This window comes from Aeromonas sp. 82P (assembly GCF_051919365.1).
In the GTDB taxonomy this organism is placed as follows: Bacteria; Pseudomonadota; Gammaproteobacteria; order Enterobacterales; family Aeromonadaceae; genus Aeromonas; species Aeromonas veronii.
In genome coordinates, this window is the sequence record NZ_JBQBEV010000001.1 from 2,539,090 (window position 1) to 2,565,541 (window position 26,452).

The 26,452-nt window shown below is 59.0% G+C and carries 16 protein-coding genes and 1 pseudogene; 14 read left to right on the top strand and 3 right to left on the bottom strand.

Features of this window, described 5'->3' with window-relative positions:
- Position 1 precedes the first annotated feature (1 nt).
- The 11 genes and pseudogenes from mocA (at position 2) to xdhC (ending at position 17,948) form a co-directional block, all read left to right on the top strand.
- Entirely contained in the window at positions 2–649 is a 648-nt protein-coding gene (gene mocA / locus ACTG2S_RS11570) for a molybdenum cofactor cytidylyltransferase (RefSeq protein WP_274161426.1), read from the top strand.
- Between the two features lie 319 nt (positions 650–968).
- Entirely contained in the window at positions 969–4,091 is a 3,123-nt protein-coding gene (ygfK, locus tag ACTG2S_RS11575) for a putative selenate reductase subunit YgfK (RefSeq protein WP_274161425.1), read from the top strand.
- A 30-nt stretch (positions 4,092–4,121) separates the two neighbouring features.
- The gene (gene ssnA / locus ACTG2S_RS11580; RefSeq protein WP_274161424.1) at positions 4,122–5,450 is read left to right on the top strand and encodes a putative aminohydrolase SsnA; all 1,329 of its coding nucleotides are present in this window, start codon (positions 4,122–4,124) and stop codon (positions 5,448–5,450) included.
- An 80-nt stretch (positions 5,451–5,530) separates the two neighbouring features.
- Positions 5,531–6,307, top strand: coding sequence for a molybdopterin-dependent oxidoreductase FAD-binding subunit (gene ygfM / locus ACTG2S_RS11585; RefSeq protein ID WP_182962836.1), 777 nt, complete (start codon positions 5,531–5,533; stop codon positions 6,305–6,307).
- Complete coding sequence (locus ACTG2S_RS11590) at positions 6,304–9,201, top strand: molybdopterin-dependent oxidoreductase Mo/Fe-S-binding subunit (protein WP_274161423.1); 2,898 nt, start codon at positions 6,304–6,306, stop codon at positions 9,199–9,201. The genes ygfM and ACTG2S_RS11590 overlap by 4 nt, the downstream gene beginning before the upstream one ends.
- A 95-nt stretch (positions 9,202–9,296) precedes the next feature.
- Complete coding sequence (locus ACTG2S_RS11595; protein ID WP_439982544.1) at positions 9,297–10,820, top strand: nucleobase:cation symporter-2 family protein; 1,524 nt, start codon at positions 9,297–9,299, stop codon at positions 10,818–10,820.
- A gap of 52 nt (positions 10,821–10,872) precedes the next feature.
- A pseudogene (guaD, locus tag ACTG2S_RS11600) lies at positions 10,873–12,188 on the top strand (guanine deaminase).
- Between the two features lie 396 nt (positions 12,189–12,584).
- A complete protein-coding gene (locus ACTG2S_RS11605) occupies positions 12,585–13,886 on the top strand; it encodes an NCS2 family permease (RefSeq protein WP_180343373.1) in 1,302 nt (433 codons plus the stop codon).
- A 390-nt stretch (positions 13,887–14,276) separates the two neighbouring features.
- Entirely contained in the window at positions 14,277–16,595 is a 2,319-nt protein-coding gene (gene xdhA, locus ACTG2S_RS11610; RefSeq protein WP_439982546.1) for a xanthine dehydrogenase molybdenum-binding subunit XdhA, read from the top strand.
- A complete protein-coding gene (gene xdhB, locus ACTG2S_RS11615; protein WP_069527523.1) occupies positions 16,588–17,466 on the top strand; it encodes a xanthine dehydrogenase FAD-binding subunit XdhB in 879 nt (292 codons plus the stop codon). Before xdhA ends, xdhB begins: the two co-directional genes overlap by 8 nt.
- A complete protein-coding gene (xdhC, locus tag ACTG2S_RS11620; RefSeq protein ID WP_274161420.1) occupies positions 17,463–17,948 on the top strand; it encodes a xanthine dehydrogenase iron sulfur-binding subunit XdhC in 486 nt (161 codons plus the stop codon). The genes xdhB and xdhC overlap by 4 nt, the downstream gene beginning before the upstream one ends.
- A 117-nt stretch (positions 17,949–18,065) precedes the next feature.
- On the opposite strand, the gene ACTG2S_RS11625 is transcribed toward xdhC, so the two are convergent.
- A complete protein-coding gene (locus tag ACTG2S_RS11625; protein WP_274161419.1) occupies positions 18,066–18,605 on the bottom strand; it encodes a glycine zipper 2TM domain-containing protein in 540 nt (179 codons plus the stop codon).
- A 501-nt stretch (positions 18,606–19,106) separates the two neighbouring features.
- On the opposite strand from ACTG2S_RS11625, the gene ACTG2S_RS11630 reads away from it, so the two are divergent.
- The gene (locus ACTG2S_RS11630) at positions 19,107–19,295 is read left to right on the top strand and encodes a hypothetical protein (protein ID WP_005345660.1); all 189 of its coding nucleotides are present in this window, start codon (positions 19,107–19,109) and stop codon (positions 19,293–19,295) included.
- A 59-nt stretch (positions 19,296–19,354) separates the two neighbouring features.
- Here ACTG2S_RS11630 and ACTG2S_RS11635 read toward each other — a convergent pair whose 3' ends face one another.
- On the bottom strand, positions 19,355–20,881 hold the full coding sequence (locus tag ACTG2S_RS11635) for a YfcC family protein (RefSeq protein ID WP_274161418.1): 1,527 nt from the start codon (positions 20,879–20,881) through the stop codon (positions 19,355–19,357).
- 666 nt (positions 20,882–21,547) lie between these two features.
- Between ACTG2S_RS11635 and ACTG2S_RS11640 the strand changes: the two genes are divergently transcribed.
- Entirely contained in the window at positions 21,548–23,170 is a 1,623-nt protein-coding gene (locus ACTG2S_RS11640) for an acyl-CoA synthetase (RefSeq protein ID WP_279498239.1), read from the top strand.
- An 87-nt stretch (positions 23,171–23,257) separates the two neighbouring features.
- Here ACTG2S_RS11640 and ACTG2S_RS11645 read toward each other — a convergent pair whose 3' ends face one another.
- The gene (locus tag ACTG2S_RS11645; RefSeq protein WP_274161416.1) at positions 23,258–24,547 is read right to left on the bottom strand and encodes a sensor domain-containing diguanylate cyclase; all 1,290 of its coding nucleotides are present in this window, start codon (positions 24,545–24,547) and stop codon (positions 23,258–23,260) included.
- Positions 24,548–24,901: 354 nt separating this feature from the next.
- Here ACTG2S_RS11645 and ACTG2S_RS11650 point away from each other — a divergent pair, with 354 nt between their 5' ends.
- Positions 24,902–26,419 carry a KAP family P-loop NTPase fold protein gene (locus ACTG2S_RS11650; RefSeq protein ID WP_213388651.1) on the top strand — a complete coding sequence of 506 codons (1,518 nt, stop codon included), beginning with the start codon at positions 24,902–24,904 and terminating at the stop codon, positions 26,417–26,419.
- Positions 26,420–26,452 lie beyond the last annotated feature (33 nt).

Sequence of the window (26,452 nt, forward strand, 5' to 3'; positions counted from 1 at the left end):
AATGACGACCAAAATAAATATCGAAGGGAGTGGGAAACAACGTTGCCAGGAACAAGTGCAGTGTGACTGTATAATAACGGCGGCGGGTTTATCTTCCCGAATGGGTACCTGGAAAATGATGCTACCTTATTGCCAGGGGACAATGCTTGATGCAAGTCTCAAAAATGCCCTGGCTTTTTGTCAGCGGGTTATTCTGGTGGTGGGACATCGTGGCGAGGAACTTCAAGCGCGCTACGGATCACTGCCGGATATTGTTGTCGTCCACAACCCCGACTATCGGCAGGGGCTGGGCAGCTCCATCCGCTGCGCCCTGGCGGCCAGCGATGCTGACTATCTCTTTATCAGCCACGGGGATCTCCCCTGTATCCCGCGCGAGGTCTATCAACAGCTCTGGCAGGCACGGGGTTGTGAGGCTCTTTTTCCCACCTGGCAGGGGGAGGCGGGCCATCCGGTGTTGCTGCCAAAATCCATCGCAAGGGAGCTGGCTACCGCGCCGGCACAGGAGTCGGTGCGCCGCTGGTTGCACGGGCATCCGCACCGTATGGTGCCGGTCGACAGCCCCGCCATCCTGTTTGATGTGGATACCCCGGAGCGCTATCAGGCGCTGCTGGGTGGCATTCTTGAAAATGAGAGCGAGCCCACGAAATAACCCAGTTTAAAAAGATAACGGGGAGATAAATGGCGTATCAAAGTGATATTTCTCGCACTTGATCTGATAGGGCGAGTTCTTTTTGAACTGCTCATTAAGTAAATTCCAGAGTGATTGATAACTACTCGCAATACCCATAATGGTGGCATCGTAAATTCTCTCCATTAATTGGATCTGTCTCACGCTTTTACCGTAAAAAATAGTTTTGTAACTGTAGTGGCCTGATTGTTGCTCTTCTCCTTGCCAAGGGGGAACACCCGTGCGGGATACCCCATTTATTCATGCTGCCAATGGGCAGAACAGCTGCAAGGAGATAGCCATGGGCGATATTATGCGACCCGTTCCGTTCAAGAACCTGCTGACCCGTATTTTTGCGGAATATAAAGAGAGTCAGAGCATTTTCGGTATTCCCGCCGCGCAATTCTATCGCAAGCAGGACGAGCGCAAAATCAAGGTGTTCGGTGAAACCTGCGAGACCCCCATTGGCCCGGCAGCCGGCCCCCATACCCAGTTGGCCCAGAACATCGTCACTTCCTGGCTGACCGGCGGGCGCTTTATCGAGCTCAAGACGGTGCAGATCCTTGACCGTCTCGAACTGGAAAAGCCCTGCATTGATGCCGAAGACGAGTGCTTCAACACCGAGTGGTCCACCGAGTTCACCCTGCCCAAGGCATTCGACGAGTACCTGAAGGCCTGGTTTGCCCTCTATCTGCTGGAGGAGGTGTTCGACCCGCGGCTCGACGGAGAGGCCAAGTCCTTCATTTTCAACATGAGCGTGGGTTACAACCTCGATGGCATCAAACAGCCACCGATGCAGCAGTTCATCCACAGTCTGATGGATGCAAGCCAAAGTCCGAAGTTTGCCGAGTACCAGCAGGTGCTGCGCGAGCTGGTGGTCGACGAGCAGTTTATCGCCGAGCTGGGACTGGGGGCGCGGCGCGATCGCCTGCAACAGCTGGTGGAGCGCATCCCGGCCGAGCTGGTGCACGGCGTTACCCTCTCTACCATGCACGGCTGTCCGCCCAACGAGATCGAGGCCATCTGCCGCTACATGCTGGAAGAGAAGGGGCTTAACACCTTCGTCAAACTGAACCCGACCCTGCTGGGTTACCCGCGGGTGCGCGAGATCCTCGATACCTGCGGCTTTGATTACATTGGTCTGAGCGAAGCGTCGTTCGATCACGACCTCAAGCTGGATCAGGCCAAGGCGATGCTGACCCGTCTGATGGCGCTGGGGGCCGAGAAGGGGCTCACCTTCGGGGTCAAGCTGACCAACACCCTCGGCACCATCAACCGCAAGGGGGCGCTGCCCGGCGATGAGATGTACATGTCCGGCCGAGCGCTGTTCCCGCTCTCCATCAACGTGGCTGCCGTGCTGTCTCGCGCCTTCGATGGCAAGCTGCCCATCTCCTACTCCGGTGGTGCCAGCAAGTTCAACATCGCCGAAATATTTGAGACCGGCATTCGTCCCATCACCATGGCCACCGACCTGCTCAAACCGGGTGGCTACCTGCGCCAGATTGAGTGTCTCAAAGAGATCGACGCCTCTGACAGCTGGGGCATGAGTCAGGTGGATGTGGCCAAGCTGGAAGCGCTTGCCGCCAAGGCCCTCACCATGGATTACACCCAGAAGGAGTGGAAGTCCGACGATCGCATTGAAGTGGGTGGCGGCCTGCCGCTGACCGACTGCTACGTGGCACCCTGCGTCACCGCCTGCGCCGTGCATCAGGATATCCCCGAGTACATTCGCCTGATGGGCGAGGGGGAGTATGTGGCAGCCCTTGAGCTGATTTATCAGCGCAACGCCTTGCCCGCCATCACCGGCCATATCTGCGATCACCAGTGCCAGTACAACTGCACCCGTCTCGACTACGACAGCCCGCTCAATATCCGCGAGCTGAAAAAAGTGGCGCTGGAGCGCGGCTGGGAAGGGTACAAGGCCCGCTGGCACAAACCGGCAGGCAGTGGTGACAAGCACCCGGTTGCGGTGATTGGTGCTGGTCCGGCTGGTCTCTCCGCCGGTTACTTCCTGGCCCGTGCCGGTCATCCGGTCACCGTGTTCGAGCGCGAAGCGGATGCCGGTGGCGTGGTCAAACACATCATCCCCGAGTTCCGCATCCCGGCCGAGCTTATCCAGCACGACATCGACTTTGTCGCCGCCCACGGGGTCAAGTTCGAGTTTGGTTGCGATCCGGCGCTCACCGTCGACAAGCTGCACGCCCAGGGCTTTACCTATGTCTTCGTCGGCATCGGCGCCGACAAGAATGGCGGCATGCGCCTCGAAGGTGGACATGATCGGGTCTACAAGTCATTCAACTTCCTGCGCAGCTTCAATCAGGGCAAACCGCTGCCGTTGGGCCGCCATGTGGCGGTGATCGGCGCCGGTAACACCGCCATGGACTGCGCCCGCGCGGCCCTCAAGGTGCCGGGTGTCAGCGATGTCACCGTGATCTACCGCCGTAGCGAAAAAGAGATGCCCGCCTATCGCGAGGAGTATCTGGAAGCGGTGGAGGATGGAGTGCGTTTTTGCTTCCTCACCAATCCGGAGCGCTTTGACAAAGATGGCAAGCTCACCGTGCGGATGATGGCGCTGGGGGAACCTGACGAGCAGGGCCGCCGCCGTCCGGTGCCTACCGAGCAGACCGAAGTGATGCAGATGGATGCCCTGATCACCGCTATCGGCGAGCAGCCTGACTGCGAGGTGCTCAAAGCGATGGGGATTCCTCTTGGCAACGATGGCTGGCCCGAAGTGGATGGCCAGACCGGCGAAACCAGCCGTCGCAACGTCTTCCTCATCGGTGACGTGCAGAGTGGCCCATCCTCCATCGTCGGTGCTATCGGTGGTGCCCGCCGCGCCGCGGATCTGGTGCTCTCTCGCGAGCATATCGCCAGCCAGCAGAGTGAAGTGACCATCCAGCCATCGGGCAAGGATGAGATCTACCGCCGCAAGGGGAGCATCGCCGTCACCATGGTCGACAAGAGCGAGCGGGATGCCTTCGTGGCGCAAGAGGCGCACCGTTGCCTCGAGTGCAACTACCTCTGCAGCAAGTGCGTGGATGTCTGCCCCAACCGGGCCAACGTCGCCATCGCGGTGCCGGGCTTCAAGGATCAGTTCCAGACCCTGCACCTGGATGCCTACTGCAACGAGTGCGGCAACTGTGCCCAGTTCTGCCCGTGGCAGGGCAAGCCCTATCAGGACAAGGTGACCATCTTCAGCCTGCCGGAGGATTTCGACAACAGCCGCAACCCCGGTTTCTATCTGGCGGATGGTGGCAAAGGGGAGGGCGAGCTACGGGTGCGTCAGGGTGGCGAGACCTACCGTCTCACTATCGATGCCCAGAGCCGGATCAAGGATGCGCCAGCGGCCCTTGGCGACATGTGCCGCATCATCAGCCATGTCCACGCTCATCACCACTACCTGCTGGGGGCCGTCGAGGCCTGAGCGAACCACGAATAAGCGAAGGAGCAAACCATGTTTATTCTGAAGAACGTCACCGCTGTCCAGCTGGAGCCGACCCGGGTGCTGGAAGGGGTGGATATCGCCATCGAAGGCACCCTTATCAAAGCGGTGGGGCCCAATCTGCGGGCCCTCTACCCGGAGGCCAACTATCGGGAGATGGGCGGAAAGCTGGTGATGCCGGGCATCGTCTGTGCCCATAACCACTTCTACTCCGGCCTGTCGCGGGGGATCATGGCCAATATTGCCCCCTGCCCGGATTTTATCTCCACCCTGAAAAACCTCTGGTGGCGGCTCGATCGGGCGCTCGATGATGAGTCCCTCTACTACAGCGGCCTCATCTGCTCGCTGGAGGCGATCAAGAGCGGCTGCAGTGCGGTGATCGACCACCACGCGTCGCCCAACTTCATCAAGGGCTCCCTGAATGTGCTGCGCAAAGGGTTTGTAGAGGCGGGCCTGCGCGGCATGACCTGCTTCGAAACCACGGATCGCAACGGCGGCCTCGCCGAGCTGCAGGCCGGGGTGGAGGAGAACATCCTGTTCGCCCAACAGATCGATGCGACCAAAGCCAAGGGGAGCGAGCCCTATCTGGTGGAAGCGCATATCGGTGCCCACGCCCCCTTCACCGTGCCCGACGAGGGGCTGGCCATGCTGCGCGAAGCGGTGCAGGTCACCGGTCGCGGCCTGCATATCCATGTGGCGGAAGACCGCTACGACATGGCTCACGGCCACCACCACTATGGCAAGGAGCCCATCGCCCGGTTGAACGAGTTTGGCCTTATCGACAGCAAGTCGCTTGTCGCCCACGGCATCTACCTGAGCCCGGCCGACATTGAGCTGCTCAACAGCCGCGATGCCTTCCTGGTGCACAACGCCCGCTCCAACATGAACAACCACGTGGGCTACAACAGGCACCTGCCGGAGTACCGCAATCTGGCGCTTGGCACCGATGGTATCGGCTCCGACATGCTCGAAGAGCTCAAGTTTGCCTACTTCAAACACAAGGATGCCGGCGGAGCGCTGTGGCCCGACAGCTTTGCCCGCTTCCTGTGGAACGGCAACACCTTGCTGGAGCGCAACTTCGGCGCCAAATTTGGCCGCCTGGAGCCGGGATACAAGGCCGACCTCACCATCTGCGATTACGACGCACCGACCCCGCTGGCGCCGCGCAACCTCGGTGGCCATCTCGCCTTCGGCATGGGATCGAACAGCGTCAACAGCGTGATGGTGGAGGGGCGCATGGTCTATCAGGATCGCGAGTTCCCGTTCGATGTCGCGCCCATTTATGAGCAGGCCAGCAAGGTGGCGAGCCGCCTGTGGCAACGGATGGATCAGCTGGCCTAAGGCCACCTTCCACAGTTTTGGACCGGATTGCCCGCCCTGTGGATTTTCCCGGCGGCGGGCAGCAAGAGTAAGGACGACACATGATTGAGCAATTCTTCCGACCCGAGCAACTGGGTCAGGCTTTGGAACTCAAGGCCAGTTTCGGCAACGACGCCGTCTACATGGGGGGCGGCAGCAAGCTTAACGCCGCCCCGACCCGCACCGACAAGAAGGTCGCTATCTCGCTGGAGAGGCTGGGACTGAACCAGATTGAGCAGCAGCACGGCCAGCTCCATATCGGCGCCACCGTCACCCTGCAGACCCTGAAAGATGATCCCCGCACCCCGGCCGCCCTGTGCGACGCGCTGGGGTTTGTCTACTCCCGCCATCTGCGCAATCAGGCCACCCTCGGCGGCGAAATTGCTTGCCAGCAGCAGGACTCCCCCTTGCTGCCGGTGTTGCTGGTGCTCGAAGCCGTGGTCGTGCTGGAGAACAACCTGTTGCAACCCATCGACGCCTATCTGGCGGGGCAGCGCAATGCCCTGGTGCTCGGAGTTGTGCTGCCGGAGCCTGAACTGCGCTGCGCCACCCGCCGCATCAGCCGCAATGCCGATGGCTTGGCGGTGATGACCGCCGCCGTGGCCCTCGACAGCATTGGCGAAATGCGGGTGGCTGTCGCTGGCGTCACCCCGCAGCCGATGCGCCTGCGGGATCTGGAGCGCCGAGAACTGCACGACGCTGCGCTGGAGGCGGCCGTGAGCGAGCTGATTGCGCCCCGTGAGGATCTGGCGGGCAGCATAAGTTACAAGCGGTATATCACCGGCGTGGTAGTGGCGGATCTGCTGGTGGATTGCCAGCAGCAGGAGGTGCAAGCATGATGGAACTCAACTTTACCCTGAACGGTGCCCTGCGCACCGTCATCTGCAAGGCCGGTGACAATGCCCAGCGGGTGCTGTTTAACCAGTGCCGGATGCACTCGGTGCGCAACAGTGACGACGGCTTCGGTTTTGCCGGCTCCGACGCCATTCTCTTCAACGGCAAGGTGATCAATGCCTCTCTGCTGATCGCCGCCCAGCTGGATGGATCAGAGGTGCGCACCGCCGAGTCGCTGGGCAGCTGGAACCAGCTTAGTCTGGTGCAGCAGGCGATGGTAGATGTGGGCGTGGTGCAGTCGGGCTACAACGATCCGGCCGCCGCGCTCATCGTCACCGACCTGCTTGATCGCCACCCCGAGCCCACCCGTGATCAAATCGACGATGCCCTCTCGGGCCTGTTTCACCGCGACGGCGGTTATCAGCAGTTCTATCAGGCCATCGAGCTAGCTTGCTCACGGATGAAGGATCCCGATTACCTGTGCCAGATCGCCCCCGAGTTTCGCGACGATCTGCGCCACATCGGCAAGAGCTGTCCGAAAGTGGACGCCGCCAAAATGGTGCAGGCCAAGCCCTGCTATGTGGAGGATCGGGTCACCGAGGATGCACTGATCATCAAGATGCTGCGCAGTCCCCATCCCCATGCGGTGATCACCAAACTCGACGTGAGCCGCGCCGAGGCGCTGCCGGGCGTCGTGCATGTCATCACCCACCTCAACTGCCCGGATGTGTTTTACACCCCGGGTGGACAGAGTGCTCCCGAGCCATCACCGCTCGATCGCCGTATGTTCAGCCGCAAGGTGCGTCACGTAGGTGACAGGGTCGCCGCCGTGGTGGCCGAGAGTGAAGCTGTCGCTCTGGCGGCCCTCAAACTCATCGAGGTCGAGTATCAGGTGCTGCCAGCGGTCATGAACATCGATGAGGCGATGGCCCCCAATGCACCGCTGGTCCACGACGAACCCATTGTCTATATGGCCGGGGTGCCGGCGGATCTCGAGCAGCAGAACGCCTGCTCGGTGCGCCGCGGCGACGAGCACATGATCATCAACTTCCCCATCGGTTCCCGCCCGCACGAGAACCTGGCCGCCAGCGTCCATGGTCAGATCGGTGATGTGGCCAAAGGCTTTGCCGAGGCGGACGAGATTGTCGAGCGCACCTACGAATCGACCCAGGCCCAGCAGTGCCCGACCGAGCCGCACATCTGCTTCACCTACATGGATGGGGATCGTCTGGTTATTCACGCATCCACTCAGGTGCCGTGGCACGTGCGCCGTCAGGTGGCGCGTATCGTCGGCCTCAAACAACATCAGGTGCATGTGATCAAGGAACGGGTAGGGGGCGGCTTTGGCTCCAAGCAGGATATCCTGCTGGAAGAGGTGTGCGCCTGGGCGACCAAGGTCACCGGCCGTCCGGTCACCTTCCGCTATACCCGTGAAGAGGAGTTCATCAGCAACACCTCCCGCCACGTGGCCAAGGTGAAGGTGAAAGTGGGGGCAAAGAAAGATGGCACCATCACCGCCATCGAGATGGATTTTCGTGCCAACACCGGCCCTTACGGCAACCACTCTCTGACGGTGCCGAGCAACGGCCCGGCGCTCTCCCTGCCGCTCTATCCGTGCGACAACGTGCGCTTTACCGTCAACACCTACTACAGCAACATCTGCCCGACCGGGGCTTATCAGGGCTACGGCGCGCCCAAGGGCAACTTCGCCCTGACTATGGCCATTGCCGAGCTGGCCGAGAAACTGGGCATCGATCAGCTCGACATGGTGGAGCACAACCGGGTGCACGAAGGGGACATCCTCAAGGTGCTGGGGGCCATCGGCGAGGGCAAGATGCCTACCTCTGTGCCCCACGCCGCCAGCTGCGCCCTCGAGCCCATCCTCAAACAGGGTCGCGAACTGATTGCCTGGGATAGCCCCAAACCCGCTGACGGGGATTGGCGCATCGGCCGTGGCGTCGCCATCATCATGCAAAAATCGGGGATCCCGGATATCGATCAGGCCAACTGCATGGTCAAGCTGGAATCGGACGGCACCTTTATCGTTCACTCCGGTGGCGCCGATATCGGCACCGGCCTCGATACCGTGGTGGCCAAGCTGACCGCCGAGGTGCTCGGTTGCCCGCTCAGCGATGTGCATGTCATCTCCGGCGACACCGACCACGCCCTGTTCGACAAGGGAGCCTACGCCTCGTCCGGTACCTGCTTCTCCGGCAATGCGGCCAAGATGGCGGCCGAGAACCTCAAGGCGAAGATCCTGTTCCACGGCGCCGCCATGCTGGGCGAGCCGGTGGAGGATGTGGAGCTGGTTCACCCGGGTATAGTGCGCGGCAAGCAGGGGGAGGTGAGCCTCGCCAAGCTGGCCCACAAGGCGGAGACCGGTACCGGCTTCGGTATTCTGGTGGGCACTGCCAGCTACATCACCTCGGAGCTTGCCTTCCCGTATGGGGCCAACTTCGCCGAGGTGGCGGTCAACGTCAGAACCGGCGAGATCCGGCTCGACAAGTTCTACGCTCTGCTCGACTGCGGTACCCCCATCAACCCGGAGCTGGCGCTCGGCCAGATCTACGGGGCGACCATGCGGGCCATCGGCCACACCATGACCGAAGAGATCTGCTACGACGGCAAGGGCATTCCGCTGACACGGGATCTGAAGAGCTATGGCGCGCCCAAGATTGGCGACATTCCCCGCGACTTCCGGGCCTTCCTGGTACCGAGTGATGACAAGGTCGGCCCTTACGGCGCCAAGTCCATCTCGGAGATCGGGGTGAACGGGGCGGCGCCCGCCATCGCTACCGCCATCCACGACGCCTGCGGTGTCTGGCTGCGCAAGTGGCACTTCACGCCGGAGCAGATCCTGCGCGAACTGGGCAAGCTGGAGCAAAAAGTGTCGGCATAACAAAAGAAAAGGTGAGGGGCGGGCGCCAGCTCGCCCCCAGCGCCTGACGGCGGAATGAGTACTCCGCCTACATTCTGTGTGATGGGACAAACACGATGTCTAAAACAACACGCAAGCACTCGGATCTCATTTACGAGCTGGAAGACAAACCCCCGTTTTATCAAACCCTGATGGGCGCAGTGACCCATCTGCTGGCCATTTTTGTCCCCATGGTAACCCCGGCGCTGATCGTCGGCGGCGCCCTGGGTCTCTCCACCGAGATCACCGCCTATCTGGTCTCCATGGCGATGATCGCCTCCGGTATCGGCACCTGGCTGCAGGTGAATCGTTATGGCCCCATCGGTTCTGGGCTGCTCTCCATCCAGTCGGTCAACTTCTCCTTCGTGACCGTGATGATCGCCCTCGGCGGCGCCATGAAAAAAGATGGCATCCACGAGGAGCTGATTGTCTCGACCCTGCTCGGGGTCTCCTTTGTCGGTGCCTTTCTGGTGATGGGCTCCTCCTTCGTGCTGCCCTATCTCAAGCGGGTGATCACTCCGACCGTGAGCGGGGTAGTGGTGCTGATGATTGGTCTGAGCCTTATCAAGGTAGGGATCATCGACTTTGGCGGCGGCTTCTCTGCCATGAGCAGCGGTACCTTCGGCAAATACGAGAACATCGGGCTGGGGCTTTTGGTGCTCTGCGTCATTGTCGCCTTCAACTGCAGCCGAAGCCCGCTGCTGCGGATGAGCGGCATCGCCATCGGCCTGATGGTGGGCTATGCGGTGGCCCTGATGCTCGGTATGGTGGATTTCTCCGCCCTTGAGAACCTGCCGCTTATTACGGTGCCTATCCCGTTCAAGTACGGTTTTTCCTTCGATTTTCACGCCTTTATGTTGGCGGGCACCATCTATCTGTTGAGCGTGCTGGAGGCGGTGGGGGACATCACCGCCACCGCCATGGTCTCCCACCGGGATATTCAGGGCCCCGAGTTTCAAAAACGGCTCTCCGGCGGTGTTCTGGCGGACGGGTTGGTCTCGGTGATCGCCTCTGCCCTCGGCTCTTTGCCACTCACCACCTTTGCCCAGAACAACGGCGTCATCCAGATGACCGGGGTGGCGTCACGCCATGTGGGCAAGTTTATTGCCGTCATTTTGGTGCTGCTGGGGCTCTTCCCGGTGGTGGGGCGCTTTTTTACCACCATACCGTCACCTGTGATGGGGGGCGCCATGGTCATCATGTTTTCGATGATCGCCATCGCCGGTGGTCGCATCATCATCAGCCATGGTTTAGATCGGCGGGAGACCCTGATTGTCGCCACCTCGCTGGGCCTTGGGCTCGGGGTCTCCTATGACCCGAACGTCTTCAAGGTGCTGCCGGCGGGTATCTACATGCTGGTGGAGAACCCCATCTGCGCCGGCGGTATCACCGCCATCATCATGAATCTGGTGCTGCCGCAAAGCCGCAAACGCAAGGCAGCCGTCAGGGATGCCGAGGCGGTGGAGGTGATCCAGCTGAGCGACAAGCCGGATGTGATCTTTACCGCCCGCAGTGCGGGCCAGCCATCGGCCAGCAAGGGGGAGGGTTCACCAGAGCCAGTGCCCGGGCAGGCGGTGGCGCCACAAGTGGAACGGATCTGACGGTTAAACCGGCAAAAAACGTCAACAGAACAAGAAAAACAGGGAAACGGTTATGAAAAACGACAACTCCGTCAAAGCAGTGCGCGGCAGCTTCTTCGAAATCACCCGGGTGGTAGATCAGCCCGAGGAGATTGAGTCCAACGCACGTCTTATCGAGGATGGTCTGCTGATCATTCGCAACGGCTGCATCGATTGGTTTGGTGAGTGGGAGGAGGGCAAGGATCGCATTCCGACCGAAGTGCGGGTGCGGGATTACCGCGGCAAGATGATAGTGCCGGGCTTTGTCGATACCCACATTCACTATCCCCAGAGCGAGATGGTGGGGGCCTATGGCGAGCAGCTGCTGGAGTGGCTCAACCGCCACACCTTCCCCGCCGAGCGGCGCTACAACGATCTCGAGTATGCCCGCGAGATGTCCACCTTCTTTATCAAGCAGTTGCTGCGCAACGGCACCACCACGGCGCTGGTGTTCGGCACAGTGCACCCCGAGTCGGTAGACGCCCTGTTTGAGGCGGCCAGTCGCATCAATATGCGGATGATCGCGGGCAAGGTAATGATGGATCGCAATGCGCCCGATTATCTGCTCGATACCGCCGAGAGCAGTTATGTGCAGAGCAAGCAGCTTATCGAGCGCTGGCACGGCAATGGTCGACTGCTCTATGCCATCACACCACGATTTGCACCCACCTCGACACCTGAGCAGCTCACGATGGCGCGGCGACTGCGCGAAGAGTTTCCCACCACCTATCTGCACACCCATCTGTGCGAGAACAAGGATGAGATCGCCTGGGTCAAATCCCTCTTCCCGGCGCACAAGGGTTATCTCGATGTCTATCACCAGCACGGGCTGACCGGCCACAACTGCGTCTTGCCCACTGCGTCCATCTGGAAGAGCAGGAGTGGGATTGCCTGAAGGAGACCGGCTCCACCATCGCGTTTTGTCCCACCTCCAACCTCTATCTCGGCAGTGGTCTCTTCAAGCTGCACAAGGCGTGGCGCAAGCAGGTGAAGGTGGGGATGGGCACCGACATCGGCGCCGGTACCACCTTCAACATGCTGCAGACCCTCAACGAGGCCTACAAGGTGATGCAGTTGCAGGGCGAGCGGCTCTCGGCCTATCAGGCCTTCTATCTGGCCACCCTGGGCGGCGCCCATTCGCTGGGGCTGGATGAGAAGATCGGCAGCTTTGCGGTGGGCAAGGAGGCGGATTTCGTGGTGCTCGACCCGGTCGCCACCCCGCTGCAGCAGCTGCGTTATGACAACTCCACCACCCTGCGGGACAAGCTCTTTGTGTTGCTGACCCTGGGGGATGACAGATCCATCTACCGCACCTATGTGGATGGCCAACTGGTGCATGAACGGGGGTAGGGCTTGTAGTGGGCTGCCGCGGCGCAGCCCCAACGAATACGGCGGCTGGCGTGCCCCAAAGGGGCGCCAGTCTTGCTGCACGACAGGGGATCTCCCCGCATAGAACGTGAAATGGCCCGGTTTTTTGACCAGCAAGGCAAACGTTTGAGTCAAGGCTGCCTGCCCTGGTCTGTCTGTCGCATCCTCTGCCGCCATCGCCTGTTTCTCATCAGACTGGCGCTCGGCAGACCCGCAGATCCTGTCGCCATTTCGTCATGGAACATTCAGGCGCGTGTGAAGGAGTTGGGTATGACCCAAGCAAACAGCAGGACAAACAGCGTGGAACAGCTGGCCAATGATGACGCCAGCCAGAGCGCAGCAAAGCAACAGCCGCCCACGGCTCTTGATCGCTACTTTATGATCAGCGAGCGGGGCAGCAATGTCAGACAGGAGGTGCTGGCGGGCCTCACCACCTTCCTTGCCATGGTCTACTCGGTGATCGTGGTGCCGAGCATGCTCGGCAAGGCGGGCTTTCCTCCCGGCGCCGTGTTTGTCGCCACCTGTCTGGTGGCGGGTTTCGGTTCGCTCTTGATGGGGCTCTGGGCCAAGCTGCCGATGGCCATCGGCTGCGCTATTTCCCTCACGGCGTTTACTGCATTCAGTCTGGTGCTGGGGCAGCAGATCCCCATTCCGGTGGCGTTGGGCGCCGTCTTCCTGATGGGGGTGCTGTTTACCGCCATCTCGGTGACCGGGGTGCGTAGCTGGATCCTCGACAACCTGCCCATGGGGATTGCCCACGGCACCGGTATCGGTATCGGTCTCTTCCTGCTGCTTATCGCCGCCAACGGGGTGGGGCTGGTGATCAAGAACCCGCTGGAGGGGCTGCCGGTGGCGCTGGGGGCCTTCACCTCCATGCCGGTCATCATGTCCCTGATCGGCCTTGCGGTGATCTTCGGGCTGGAGAAGCTGAGAGTACCGGGGGGGATCCTGCTGGTGATCATCGCCATCTCCATCTTCGGCCTTATCTTCGATCCGGCGGTGAAGTATCAGGGATTGTTCGCCCTGCCGAGCCTCTCGGACGATCAGGGCAAGTCCCTCATCTTCAGTCTGGATATCATGGGGGCCCTCTCGCCGCTGGTGTTGCCCAGCGTACTGGCGCTGGTGATGACGGCGGTATTCGATGCCACCGGCACCATCCGGGCGGTAGCGGGGCAGGCCAACCTGCTGGATAAGGATGGTCACATCATCAACAGCGGCAAGGCGCTCAGTGCCGACTCGGTCAGCAGCATCTTCTCCAGTCTGGTGGGGGCGGCCCCCGCTGCCGTCTATATCGAATCGGCGGCGGGCACGGCGGCGGGGGGCAAAACCGGCCTGACCGCGACCGTGGTCGGTGGCCTGTTCCTGCTGATGCTGTTCCTCTCGCCGCTCTCCTATCTGGTGCCGGCCTATGCCACCGCACCGGCCCTGATGTATGTGGGGCTCTTGATGCTGAGCAATGTCACCAAGCTCGATTTCGATGACTTTGTCGGGGCCATGTCCGGGCTGGTGTGCGCGGTATTTATTGTGCTCACCTGCAATATTGTCACCGGCATCATGCTTGGCTTCAGCTCGCTGGTGATCGGCCGCATCTGCTCGAAGGAGTGGCACAAGCTCAACGTCGGCACCGTGGTCATCGCCCTGGCGCTGGTGCTCTTTTATGCTGGGGGGTGGGCTATTTAGGGATAACCCGCCCGTTTGGGGTCGCTCTGGCGGCCCCATTTTTATGCCTGCGGCTTTTTATGTCTGCAGTGTTCAGCCTATCCACGCTGGCTATCACGCCTCGGCCGTATCCGCAGTTGGGGGGCCATCTCGATACCATTTTGATAAATCCCCTACCAGATTGATAGGCTCCCACCCTTGCTCTCCTCGCTCTGCCGCTTTTTTCACCGCTGATGTGCCCCGTTTGCTCAGGGGCTGCCCCTGGCTTGTCGCTTCGGGCCAACAAAAGCGGGCTAGATGGGATCCCCTTCACACTTCTCCCCATTGTCCTGACGATGGCGGGAAACAGGCGCATATCTTGCTGTTTTTTATGCCGGTTCCAGATTTTTCCATTCGAAAAAGGACTTGCATATGTCCATAGGATTACCGCTCAAGCGGGTGGATGCCGAGGCCAAGGTGACCGGCAGCGCCCGCTATACCGATGACAACATCATGCTCGGGATGCGCCACGCCAAGTACGTGCGAAGCAATATCGCCCACGGCAAGGTGCTTGCCATCGATGCGACCGAGGCACTGGCCCTGCACGGGGTCGAAGCCGTGTTTACCCATGAAGATGTCCCTACCACCTGTTTTCGTACCGCCGGTCACGCCTGGTCTCTCGATGAGGCGAAACGTGATGTGAAAGACCGCCGTCTGCTCACTGACCATGTACGCCACTTTGGCGATGGGGTCGCCATAGTCGTAGCCCGCGATCCGCTGGTGGCCGAGAAGGCTGCCGCGCTGGTCAAGGTGACTTACGAGCCGCTGCCGGTGATGACGGATGCCGAGAGCGCGCTGGCCGACGGTGCCTATCCCATTCACCCGAGCGGCAATCTGCTACGCCAAAGCCAGCTTCGCGCCAATGACCCGGAGCAGGCCATTGCGGCGGCAGATCTGCAGTTTCAGGCGCACTACCGGACGCCAGTGGTGCAGCACTGCCATCTGGAGACGGTGACCTGTTACGCCTACATGGATCAACCGGACCACATCATCGTGGTCAGCAGCACCCAGATCCCCCAGATAGTGCGCAGCCGGGTGGCCAAATCCCTCGGTCTGCCCTGGTCGAGCGTGCGGGTGATCAAGCCCTATATGGGCGGCGGTTTTGGCAACAAGCAGGATGTGCTGGAAGAGCCGATGGCAGCGTTTTTGAGCTACAAGCTTGGCGGCGTGCCGGTCAAGGTGACCTTGAGCCGGGAGGAGTGTTTTTTTGCCTCCCGCACCCGCCACGGCTTTGCCATCGATGGCAAGATGGGCCTCAACCGCGACGGCACCCTCAAGGGCTATCAGCTCGACGTGCTCTCCAACACCGGCGGTTATGCCTCCCACGGCCACTCCATCGCCAGCGCAGGGGGCAACAAGATCAGCTACCTCTATCCGCGCAGCGCATTCGGTTATGACGCCAAAACCTTCTACAGCAACCTGCCCACCGCCGGTGCCATGCGCGGTTACGGCGCGCCGCAGGTGATTTTTGCCCTCGAATGCATGCTGGATGACGCCTGCGCCGAACTGGGGCTGGATCCGCTTGATGTGCGCATCGCCAACGTGGCGCGGGAAGGGGACGTCAATCAGGTCAACCAGAAGACCATCTACAGCGCCGGGTTGCCGGACTGCCTGCTGCGTGGCCGCGAGATGTTCGAGTGGGATCGACTCAAGGCCGAGTGTCTGGGGCAGGATCCTTCAAGCCGGGTGCGGCGCGGCATCGGGGTAGCGTGCTTTAGCTACGGCTCCAACACCTATCCGGTGGGGGTCGAAATTGCTGGCGCCCGCATGCTGCTCAATCAGGATGGCACCGTCAATCTGCAGATCGGTGCCACCGAGATAGGGCAGGGATCGGATACCGTCTTTGCCCAGATGGCGGCCCAGACGTTAGGCATTCCGTTTGAGCAGATCCGGGTTATCTCGACTCAGGATACCGACATCACCGCCTACGATCCGGGCTCGTTCGCCTCGCGCCAGAGTTATGTGGCGGCGCCCGCCATCCATCAGGCGGCGCTGCAGCTGCGGGCCCGCATTTTGTCGCTGGCGGCCCAACTCTGCCATCAGGATGTAGGGTCGCTGACCCTGATCGACGGCTACGTGGTGCTGGCCGGTGCGCCGGACAAGGTGCTGATCAGCGTCGCCGAGGTGTCGGTCAACGCCTACTACCACCTCACCATCGGCGGCCAGATCACCTCCGAGGTCTCCCACAAGACCACCACCAATCCGCCAAGTTTCGGCTGTACCTTTGTCGATCTCAGCGTCGATATCGATCTCTGCAAGGTGACCATCAATCGCATCATCAACCTGCACGATGCGGGCAAGATCCTCAATCCGCAGCTGGCAGAGGGTCAGGTACACGGCGGCATGGGGATGGGGATCGGCTGGTCCCTGTTCGAGGAGATGATCATCGACGCCAAGACAGGTGTGGTGCGCAACCCCAACCTGCTCGACTACAAGTTCCCCACCATGCTGGATTTGCCCAAGCTGGAATGCGACTTCGTGCAGACCTACGAGCCCCAGTCGGTCTATGGCCACAAATCCCTGGGGGAACCGCCCATTATCTCGCCGGGCCCGGCGATCCGTAACGCCATTCGCATGGCGACCGGGGTGGCCATCAACGAGCTGCCCATCACCCCCAAAACCCTGTTCCGGGAGTTTGTCGCAGCGGGTTTGATTGGCGAGGGATCAGGGGAGGAGCAACACCATGTTTGATATTGCCCGTTACTACAAGGCGCACAGCGTGGCCGAGGCGGTCGCTCTGCGTCAGGCTGACCCCGAGGCACGCCTGCTGGCCGGTGGCACCGATGTGATGATCCAGCTTCATCACCTCAACGCCGCCTATCGCCATATCGTCGATATTCACGACTTGCCCGAACTCAAAGGGGTAAGCGAGTTGCCTGATGGGGCGATCCGCATCGGCTCTGGCACCACCTTTACCGAGCTCATCGAAAACGAACTGGTGCAGCGCCGCCTGCCGATGCTGGCCGAGGCGGCCGCTACCATCGCCGGCCCGCAGATCCGCAACGTCGCCACCTATGGCGGCAATATTTGCAACGGCGCCACCAGTGCTGACTCGGCGGCGCCTACCGTAGCGCTGGAAGCGGAGCTGGAAATTGCGGGGCCCAATGGTACGCGCCGCATCCCCATCGCCGGTTTTCACACCGGCCCTGGCAAGGTGGCGCTGCAACCGGCGGAAATTCTGGTGGCATTCCACTTTGCGCCGGATTCTCACCCCCATGTGGGCTCCCACTACTTCAAGTACGCCATGCGCGATGCCATGGATATTGCCACCATCGGCTGTGCCGCCTACTGCCAGATTGAGGATGGTCACTTCAAGAGTCTGCGGCTGGCCTATGGGGTAGCGGCCCCGACCCCGGTGCGTACCCCGCACGCAGAAGCGGCAGCCGAAGGGCAACCGCTGACTCGCGCCACACTGGCCGCCATTGCCGAGGCTGTGGTGGCCGATGTGGCGCCGCGTTCCTCCTGGCGGGCTGAAAAGGAATTTCGCCTGCACCTTATCAAAACCCTGGCGCAGCGGGTGGTCGCCTGCGCAGTCGAACGTGCCGGAGGGAAGATCCTATGATGCAACTGCAAAGCTGTCCCGCCGTGGAGATCCAGTGCGAGATCAACGGCAAGCCTTACTCCTATGCAGTGCCGCCCACCATGTCGCTGCTCCATTTCCTGCGCGGGCAGGGGCTTATCAGTGTGAAAGAGGGGTGCAGTGTCGGTGAGTGCGGCGCCTGTACCGTACGTGTGAATGGTACGGCTATCGACAGCTGCCTCTATCTGGCGGTGTGGGCCGATGGCAAATCCATTCGTACCGTAGAGGGGGAGCGCAAAGGCAATGAGCTCTCTGATGTGCAGCAGGCCTTTATTGATGAGGGGGCGGTGCAGTGCGGTTTTTGCACCCCGGGCCTCGTGATGGCGAGCGCCGCCCTGCTCGACAAGACCGAACGCCGTCCGCTGACCGATGCGGAGATCCGCCGCGGGCTGTCGGGCAATCTGTGCCGCTGCACCGGCTATCAGAACGTGGTGCGGGCGGTGAAGAAGTGCTGCAAGGGGTAACTGACTGGGCGCAATGACCCTGAGTGCCGTTGTTTGAAAAAAGGAAATCAAGCCGCCCAAAAAACACAGGCCCGCCTCGAAAGAGGCGGGCCTGCTGCTGAGTGGGGCCAGGAGACATCACACTTTTGGCTGGTCGATCACCAATTTGCCATCCTTGACCGGAATGGTGGCGCCGGGGGCTTGCTTCATGCGGATCACCCCCTCCTGACCTGCGAGGCGATAGGTCACGTCATAACCTATGGTGTTGACGCTCGTATCCTGTACGGTTTTGCAACGCAGCTCGGTGGTGGTGTAGGTATCGCCCGCCTGCATATTGCCCTGCACCTGATTACCGGCATAACCCCCCGCGACGGCCCCTGCAGCAGTGGCCACCTTCTTGCCGCTGCCGCCGCCAAACTGGTGGCCAACTACGCCCCCCAGCGCCGCGCCAACCACTGTGCCGAGGATCTTGTGCTCATCCTGTACCGGCTTGCGGTGAGTCACGGTGACGTTGCGACACTCCTGGCGGGGAGTCTTGATGCTCTCGGTGATCGGCTTGCTGGCGATCACCTCGGCAAAGGTGGGTTGGGGTGTAAAGAGGGAGCCGCTGGCCGCCGCCGAGAGTGCCAGGGCCGAGGCGATGCCAATACCGATACCTGTCATCATGGATCTGTTCATTTTATGGTTCTCCTGCATACCCATACGGGCTGTTCCAATCTGGCGCCATCTTGTCATAACCGGTTGGCCGGACAAGGCGAGGGGGATGGGCTTGCGACAGGCACTGGCAAGGTCAAAAAATAGCCACCATGAAAAAGTGTCTGGCTTTGGCGACAACGGACTAAAAGTGACCAGTTTCCGACGCATGGCGGGCTTTGCTTTTGTGATAAGGGGCAATTCGAGTCGCAATTTGCAAGGCGGGCGGTGAGCAGAATGCCAGAGTGGCAAAGTGCTGACGGGGACAGGTCAAGGGAGGTCTTGAGCAAGGGCTCTGTTCGTTGAGATGGCCACGCAAGTGGTTGATAAATGGCTCCAGCCCCATCGGATGTTGGCCGATAAGAGATCACGGCAAGCATTTTGCTTTGATTGGGTGAAGCAGAGGGTGAGCGGGTCGGCAGACAACCGCGTAAGACCTGAAATGAAGAGGTTCACCCGAGATCACCGGATCAACGAGGGGGAGATATGTCAATGTTACCCAGCTGGATCACCCCGGCCATCCAGGCCAACATCATCACGGTGCAGCAGGCCGAACGTCTGCTCTCATCCCTCTACCGGCCCCTGGCCGAGCAGGGAGAGGAGCTTCCCGCCGATATCGCCGACATCAGCCTCAAGCTCTACTGCTTTCGCCAGCAGGGGCGGGTACGCCACTAAGGCTGAATAAAAACCCCGCGCCAGGCACGGGGTGTTGTCACTCATGTATCAAAGGCCCATCAGGCCATCATCACTTGCGCTACCAGCATCAGGGCGCCAAATCCCAGCACAAAGCCCACCATGGGTAGCACGAACTTGACCCACTTGTTGAACTGAATGCCGAGCATCTGCAGAGTGACCAGCACCAGTCCGGTGGGGGCCAGGAACAGCATGGCGTATTGCCCCCAGTTGTAGGCCGACACCACGATATAGCGGGGGATCATCACGGTATCTGCCAGCGGCGCCATGATGGGCATGGAGAGCACCGCGAGCCCCGAGGAGGAGGGTACCACCAGCCCCAAGAGGGTGAACACCAGCATCTGCGCCACCGCGAACACGGCACCATGCATGCCGGAGACCAGATCGGAGGCGTAGGCCAGAATGGTGTCCGAGATCATCCCCTGATCCAGTACCAGATTGACCCCCCGCGCCAGCCCGATGATGAGGGAGACGGCCACCAGCTCCGACGCCCCCTGAGTAAAGGCCTCGACAGCCTCTTTCTCTTTGAGACCCGAGATAAAAATGATGATGATGGCGATGGTCAGGAAGGAGGCCGCCATCTGCGGAAACCACCAACCGGCCATGGAGACGCCCCACACCATCAGCGGGAAGGCGAGGATAAACAGGGTCAGAATGATCTTGCGGCGCAGGGTGAAGGGCACCCCTTCGTCCATAGAGCCCTCTTTGAGAAAACGGGCGCGAAAACTCTCTCTGTCCTCATAGGTGTAGGAGAAGGCTGGATTGGCCTTGATCTTCTGGCAGTACCAGTAGAGATAGCCGATCACCACCAGGGTGCCCACCAGACAGCCAATGGCGCGAAAGATCAGCCCCTCGGTAAAGGGAATGCCGGCGGCATTGGAGGCGATCACCACTGAGAAGGGATTGATGGTGGAGAAGGTGGTTCCCATGGAGGCGGCGAGGAAGATGGCCCCTACGCAGACGATGGAGTCATAGCCGAGCGCCAGAAAGATGGGCACCAGTATGGGGTAGAAGGCGACCGCTTCTTCCTCCAGTCCGCAGGTGGTGCCTCCCAGCGCCATCACGAAGCAGACCAGCGCCACAAACAGGAACTCGTTGCCCCGGGTCTTGTGTGAGAGGGCGACAAGCCCCGCACTGAATGCGCCTGTCTTGTTGATGACGCCGATCAGCCCCCCGAGCACCAGAATAAAGACGATGATATCTGCCCCCTCTATGGTGCCCTTGACCATGCTGACTGCCACGTCACTGAGCCCCTTGGGCGTTTGTTCCAGCCGTGCATAGGTGCCGGGAATGGCAATGGGCTTGCGGATGGTGCCGTTGGTAAATTGCTCTACCGCGATATTGATATTGAGTTTTGCCAGGGCATCCTGGGTTGCGGGAAGTCGGCTTATTTCCCCCTGTGGGCTATTGACCATCAGGCTTTCACTGGCCGGATTATAAGAGAGTTTGGCATAGGCGCCCGCCGGAATTATCCAGGTCAGCGCAATGGCCAGCAACATAATAAGAAACAGAATGGTAAATGCAGTAGGGAATTGTCTGCGTGGTGTGGTATTCGGCACGGCACACATAAAATGCTCCTTGATAAAGCAGGTTTGGGCTCGGCGGAATATCGGGTCGATAGGGTTTCTGCGTCATACATCCAAGGTACGCAAACCCACTGTGGATTGCGTAGTGATTGGCGAGAAATCTGGCCTGATATTGAACATCCGGTAGATTGTTTCACGTTGTAACCGTAACCCGTGCGTGGCTGAATGAACATGGCGCCATGCTCGCTTTATGGGATGGCTCACAGAATTTATTTGTCATGGATTTAACAGCTGATATGAAATAAAAGTTATTATGCAATAACTATTTCAGCTTTCGTTTTATGCGGTTTACCTTAAATAAAGGTCATGAAAATAGTGCGTGCCGAGATGAATGAAATGACATATAAAGCAGTTTTGACGGAATAATATTCCATTATCGTCATTTTTCGTTATTCGCCAAAAACAGCCTGTGAAAAAAATGGCACGCTTTCCCGTAATGAAATATTTTTTGCAACGAAAACAGGGGGCCTCTGTTGGCAGCAGGCTGCCCCTGTCTAAGACGTTTTGCTAATACCTGCCGCCGCAGGCTCACTGTTAGGCTGTCATCCCCATAAGAGACCAGTGACGGGCAGGATGCCCATGTCGCTTGCTGATCTCTGAATCATCCCGGAACAGCCCGTTTTGTGCCACTTGTGAGGAAGGAATCCGATGACAGTGCAGAACATCTATGAGCGCGACCTTGCCAAAACCGCCGCCAATTTCGAGGCCCTGACCCCCATCAGCTTTTTGGGGCGGGCGGAGCGGGTCTATCCCGACTATCCGGCGCTGATCCATGGCCCGCTGCGCCAGAGCTGGGGCGAGACTGCCCGCCGTTGCCGCCAGCTTGCCTCGGCCCTGCGGCTTAGTGGTATCGGGGAGGGGGATACCGTCTCCATCGTTGCGCCCAATATCTCTGTGATGTTTGAAGCTCACTTCGGGGTGCCCATGAGCGGCGCCGTGCTCAACACCATCAATACCCGGCTCGATGCCGAGTCGATGGCCTTTATCTTCCAGCATGCCCAGAGCAAGGTGGTGCTGGTGGACAGGGAGTTTGGCGCCGTGGTGCGCAAGGCGCTGGATCTGCTGAATAGCCAACCGCTGGTCATCGCCATCGACGATCCCCTCTACCGGGAGGGGGCGCTTGTCAGTGACCTCGACTATGAGACCTTTATTGCCACTGGTAACGGCGATGAACCCGGCTGGTTGCCGCAAGATGAGTGGCAGGCCATCTCCCTTAACTACACCTCCGGCACCACCGGCAATCCCAAGGGGGTGGTCTATCACCATCGCGGTGCCCACCTCAACGCCATCAACAACGTGCTCTCCTGGGAGCTCCCCAAACATCCCGTCTATCTCTGGACCTTGCCGATGTTTCACTGCAACGGCTGGTGTTTCCCCTGGACGCTGGCGGCCACCGCCGGGGTGAGCGTCTGCCTGCGGCATGTGCAGCCGGCCGCCATTTATGAGGCGCTGCACGAGCACAAGGTGAGCCACTTCTGCGCAGCGCCCATCGTGCTCAATATGCTCAACAATGCCGATCCGGCGCTCAAGCAGGGGCTGGATCACCCCATCAAGGTGATGACCGCTGGCGCTGCGCCCCCCGCCACCGTGATCGCCGGTATGGAAGCGATGGGGATCGCCGTGACCCACGTCTATGGCCTGACCGAAACCTATGGCCCCTGCGTGTTGTGCGAGCCGCAAAGAAGCTGGCAAGGTCAGGATGCCACGGCGCTCTCCCGCCTCAAGGCGCGCCAGGGGGTTGCGTCGCCCCTGCAGGGGGAGATGCGGGTTATCAATCCGGTCAGTGGCGAGCCGGTTGCCAAGGATGGCAAAACCATGGGGGAGATAGTGCTGCGCGGTAATGTGGTGATGAAAGGCTATCTCAAAAATCCGGCGGCCAGCGCCGAGGCGATGGCGGAGGGGTGGTTTCGCAGTGGCGATCTGGCGGTATGGCACCCGGATGGTTATGTGGAGATCAAGGACAGATCCAAGGACATCATCATCTCCGGCGGAGAGAATATCTCCAGTCTGGAGGTGGAAGATGTGCTCTATCGCCATCCCGATGTGGACGAAGCGGCGGTGATCGCCATGCCCGATGAGAAGTGGGGGGAGGTGCCCTGCGCCTTCGTGAAACTGAAAGAGGGGCGAGAGACCACCCAGGCGGAGTTGATCGCCTTTTGCCGGGAGCAGATGGCCCACTTCAAGGCCCCCAAACGCATCATCTTCACCCCGCTGCCGAAGACCTCGACCGGCAAGGTGCAAAAATTCGTGCTGCGCAAACAGCTGGGGTAGCAGCCTATTCGTAAGGAGCCAGCACAGCCATTCATAGGAGGGAGATACAAAGGGGTATGGAGGGCTGCTGGCCCTCCCGTTGTGTGGCTAGGGAGCCTTGCAAGCGACGCAGTTGCGGCCGCTCTGTTTGGCCTGATAGAGCATCTGATCGGCGCGGGCGTAGAGGCTCTCCATCAGCTCCCCTTCGCCATTTTCCACCAGTCCGGCGCTGATGGTGATGACCAGCTTATCCCCATCGGGCAGGGGCAGCGGGCTTTGCATCACCTGCAGGCGCAGCCGCTCGGCCAGAGATGCGGCGGCCGAGAGGGTGGTGTTGGGTAGCAAGATGGCAAATTCGTCACCGCCGATGCGGGCCAGCACATCTTCGCTGCGCAGCACCGATTGCATCACCCTGCCCAGATGCACCAGCGCGCTATCCCCAAGGGGGTGACCGAAGCGATCGTTGATGCACTTGAACTGATCCACATCCAGCACCATCAGCACCGAGGTGAGGTGGTGGCGCATGTCCAGACTGAGGTTCTTCTCGCACATCTCGAAAAAGAAACGGCGGTTGTAGAGACCGGTGAGGCCATCGCGCACTGACTGTTGGTGCAGCTGCTCCTTGAGCTGGTGCAGTTCGGTGATATCTGAGGAGATACCGATCAGGGTGGGGGTGCCATCCCCCAGCAGAAAGGGCACCTTGACCGACCAGTAATAGTGCTGATTGCCTTCGGGATCGGTCAGCATCTCTTCCCCGGCTTGCAGCTCACCGGTTTCGAATACCCGGTTGTCCAGTCGCCACAGCTGGCAGGCGCTGGCCGCGGGTATCACCTCATCATCGCGCCGGTTGATGATCTGCTCGGCAGGAAGGCCCAGCAGATCGGCGACCTTTTGGTTGACGTAGAGAAAGCGGTGCAGGCTGTCCTTCATATAGATATGGGCATCCACGTTGGCGAGGATGATTTCCAGCAGCTGATGCTGCTCCGCCATGTGGGCCTCAATCAGCTTGTGTTCGGTGATATCGGTGGAGATACCGCACAGGCCGATCAGGTTGCCATCCTTGTCATGGATGGGCTTTTTAACGGTCCAGTAACAGCGCTTTTCCCCGGTGGATTTGAGGTAGTTGATCTCCTCCTGGGCGATGGCGAGTTGCTGCTCCAGTACCAACCGGTCGTTGCGTTGAATGGTGTCGGAGAATTCGAGATCAAAAAAAGCCCGATCATCCTGCCCCTGCAACTCGGCGAGGGTGCAGCCAAAGAGATCCAGCACCGCCTGATTGGCATAGGTGTAACGGCCCGCCAGATCCTTGGTAAACATGTAGGCGTCCGTCTCGTTGAAGATGGCTTTGAGGTGATCCAGCTCATGCTGTAACTGGATAGAGAAGGGTTCATCCTTCATGGGGTTAACCATCCTTGGTCAATGGAGTCGTTGTATACCGCGCTAATATATGTACCAACGGTTTAAATTAAGCACTGAACAGGCCATATTTCGTGTTTATTTCCGCAAGTTCTGCGCCATGTCACACGATTGTCATCGTTGGTGTGATCAAAGGAAATCAACTGAGTCCGTGGCTATGCAGATAACCGTCCCACCTATATCGGCCCAGCATCGTGGGCCAGCAGCAGAGCAATTGCCCGGCAGTCAAATACGCCAGCCCGAGCAACAGAAAGGGCAACAAACAGGTCTTTAATCAAACTATTTTCACTGTGCCCCTGATACCATTGCCGCACTATTTGGCTTGGGGAGTGCAGGATGGCAGAGCGAACAGTATTTGACTGGCAGGAACCGATTACATGGGATGGGCCGGGAGCCATTGACGGAGTTGTGGAAAAGTTGGCCGGTGATCGGCTGGATCGCGCCCGCTATGCCGAGTTTCTGACCAACTACCTCGCCGCCGAAGGCAAGCAGCGCAACTATGTGCTCAACCTCAATGCCGAGTGGGGGGCGGGTAAAACCTGGTTTATCAAGCGCTGGTATATGGAGCTGAAAGCGCACTATCCCACCGTCTATATCGATGCCTGGCAGCAGGACTTTTCCGATGATCCTCTATTGACGGTGATTTCGTCGATCATTGAACAACTGAAAGAAGAAGCGGGTAGCCCTCAGCTTTCCCCCTATCTGTCGACCAAATTGGCATCATTGTTAAAAGCAACTGCGCCGATAGTAACCAAGGCTCTGTTTAAAAAAGTCTCTGGCATCAATATCGATGAAGTCCAGGAGGTCATTACGGCTGATGATGCGGGGAAGCTGGTTGAATCTCTCTTTCAAGACACGCGTAAAAAGACAGAAGCAGTACAGTTGCTCAAACACGAAATACAGCAGTGGGTTGGGGCAATTATTGGCAAGAAAAAGAAACAGGCACCCGCATTTATTCTGATTGATGAGCTGGATCGTTGTCGCCCTTCTTATGCGGTAGAGATGCTGGAAACCATCAAGCATATCTTTGATATTCAGGGTGTGGTCTTTGTGTTGGCAACGGATACTGAGCAGTTGCAGCATGCTATCAAGGTTATTTATGGCGAAGGATTTGATGCCCAAAATTATCTTGGGCGATTTTTTCAGCGAAGGTTTACATTAAATAGAAAGTCCAGGCGCGAATTTATCTCTAATATATTAGAGGTTAGAAGATTACCAAATGGTTCAAACATGGTATGGCCTACATTAAACAATCCGCGAGCCTTACTGGAGGTAGTTACTGCGGTCAGTGATAGTTTAGAGTTAAGTTTAAGACAAACAGAACAAATCATAGATCGTTTGCTTTTTGTTATATCCAAACCTAGGAGGAGAAAAGTTAACCTTATTTTTCTTATGTATCTTTTTGCACTGCATGAAAAAGATTATCAATTATATTCTGGTGTTGCTGATGGGGTGTTGTTACACACACATGACATATCCAATGAAAAATCCATCGCATATAATATTAATCTTAAGAAAGATGTGATTATGGATGTGTATATAAAAGCTAGCACTGAAATAGGTAATGTTATTTGTAGTGTACCTAACAATGCTGATATGACTAACCCATTTGAGGATGGGTTGTACAAGGTGTCTCTTCGTGAAACAATAAAGTTTTCGTATCAGTTCATGTTGGATAATAAATACAATCATAAAGATGACCATGAACTACGAGGGATAACTAGAAAATATGAGGATAATAAACCTCTAAGTGCGCAGGAAAATTCTATTTTAGCTAAGAAGGAAATCTCTTTGTTGGAGAGTAATCTTTCGTTATATAAAAACTTAGTAGAATTGGCTGTCCATCTTGATTAAGTAAAGCCGGGATAACCCGGCTTTACTATCAGT

Coding starts and splice junctions, on each gene's coding strand:
- ACTG2S_RS11625 (WP_274161419.1), bottom strand. CDS start 18,605: ATGAACAGATCCATGATGACAGGTATCGGTATTGGCATCGCCTCGGCC.
- ACTG2S_RS11630 (WP_005345660.1), top strand. CDS start 19,107: ATGTCAATGTTACCCAGCTGGATCACCCCGGCCATCCAGGCCAACATC.
- ACTG2S_RS11645 (WP_274161416.1), bottom strand. CDS start 24,547: ATGAAGGATGAACCCTTCTCTATCCAGTTACAGCATGAGCTGGATCAC.
- ygfK (WP_274161425.1), top strand. CDS start 969: ATGGGCGATATTATGCGACCCGTTCCGTTCAAGAACCTGCTGACCCGT.
- xdhA (WP_439982546.1), top strand. CDS start 14,277: ATGTCCATAGGATTACCGCTCAAGCGGGTGGATGCCGAGGCCAAGGTG.
- mocA (WP_274161426.1), top strand. CDS start 2: ATGACGACCAAAATAAATATCGAAGGGAGTGGGAAACAACGTTGCCAG.
- ACTG2S_RS11605 (WP_180343373.1), top strand. CDS start 12,585: ATGATCAGCGAGCGGGGCAGCAATGTCAGACAGGAGGTGCTGGCGGGC.
- ACTG2S_RS11650 (WP_213388651.1), top strand. CDS start 24,902: ATGGCAGAGCGAACAGTATTTGACTGGCAGGAACCGATTACATGGGAT.
- xdhB (WP_069527523.1), top strand. CDS start 16,588: ATGTTTGATATTGCCCGTTACTACAAGGCGCACAGCGTGGCCGAGGCG.
- ACTG2S_RS11640 (WP_279498239.1), top strand. CDS start 21,548: ATGACAGTGCAGAACATCTATGAGCGCGACCTTGCCAAAACCGCCGCC.
- ACTG2S_RS11595 (WP_439982544.1), top strand. CDS start 9,297: ATGTCTAAAACAACACGCAAGCACTCGGATCTCATTTACGAGCTGGAA.
- ssnA (WP_274161424.1), top strand. CDS start 4,122: ATGTTTATTCTGAAGAACGTCACCGCTGTCCAGCTGGAGCCGACCCGG.
- xdhC (WP_274161420.1), top strand. CDS start 17,463: ATGATGCAACTGCAAAGCTGTCCCGCCGTGGAGATCCAGTGCGAGATC.
- ygfM (WP_182962836.1), top strand. CDS start 5,531: ATGATTGAGCAATTCTTCCGACCCGAGCAACTGGGTCAGGCTTTGGAA.
- ACTG2S_RS11590 (WP_274161423.1), top strand. CDS start 6,304: ATGATGGAACTCAACTTTACCCTGAACGGTGCCCTGCGCACCGTCATC.
- ACTG2S_RS11635 (WP_274161418.1), bottom strand. CDS start 20,881: ATGTGTGCCGTGCCGAATACCACACCACGCAGACAATTCCCTACTGCA.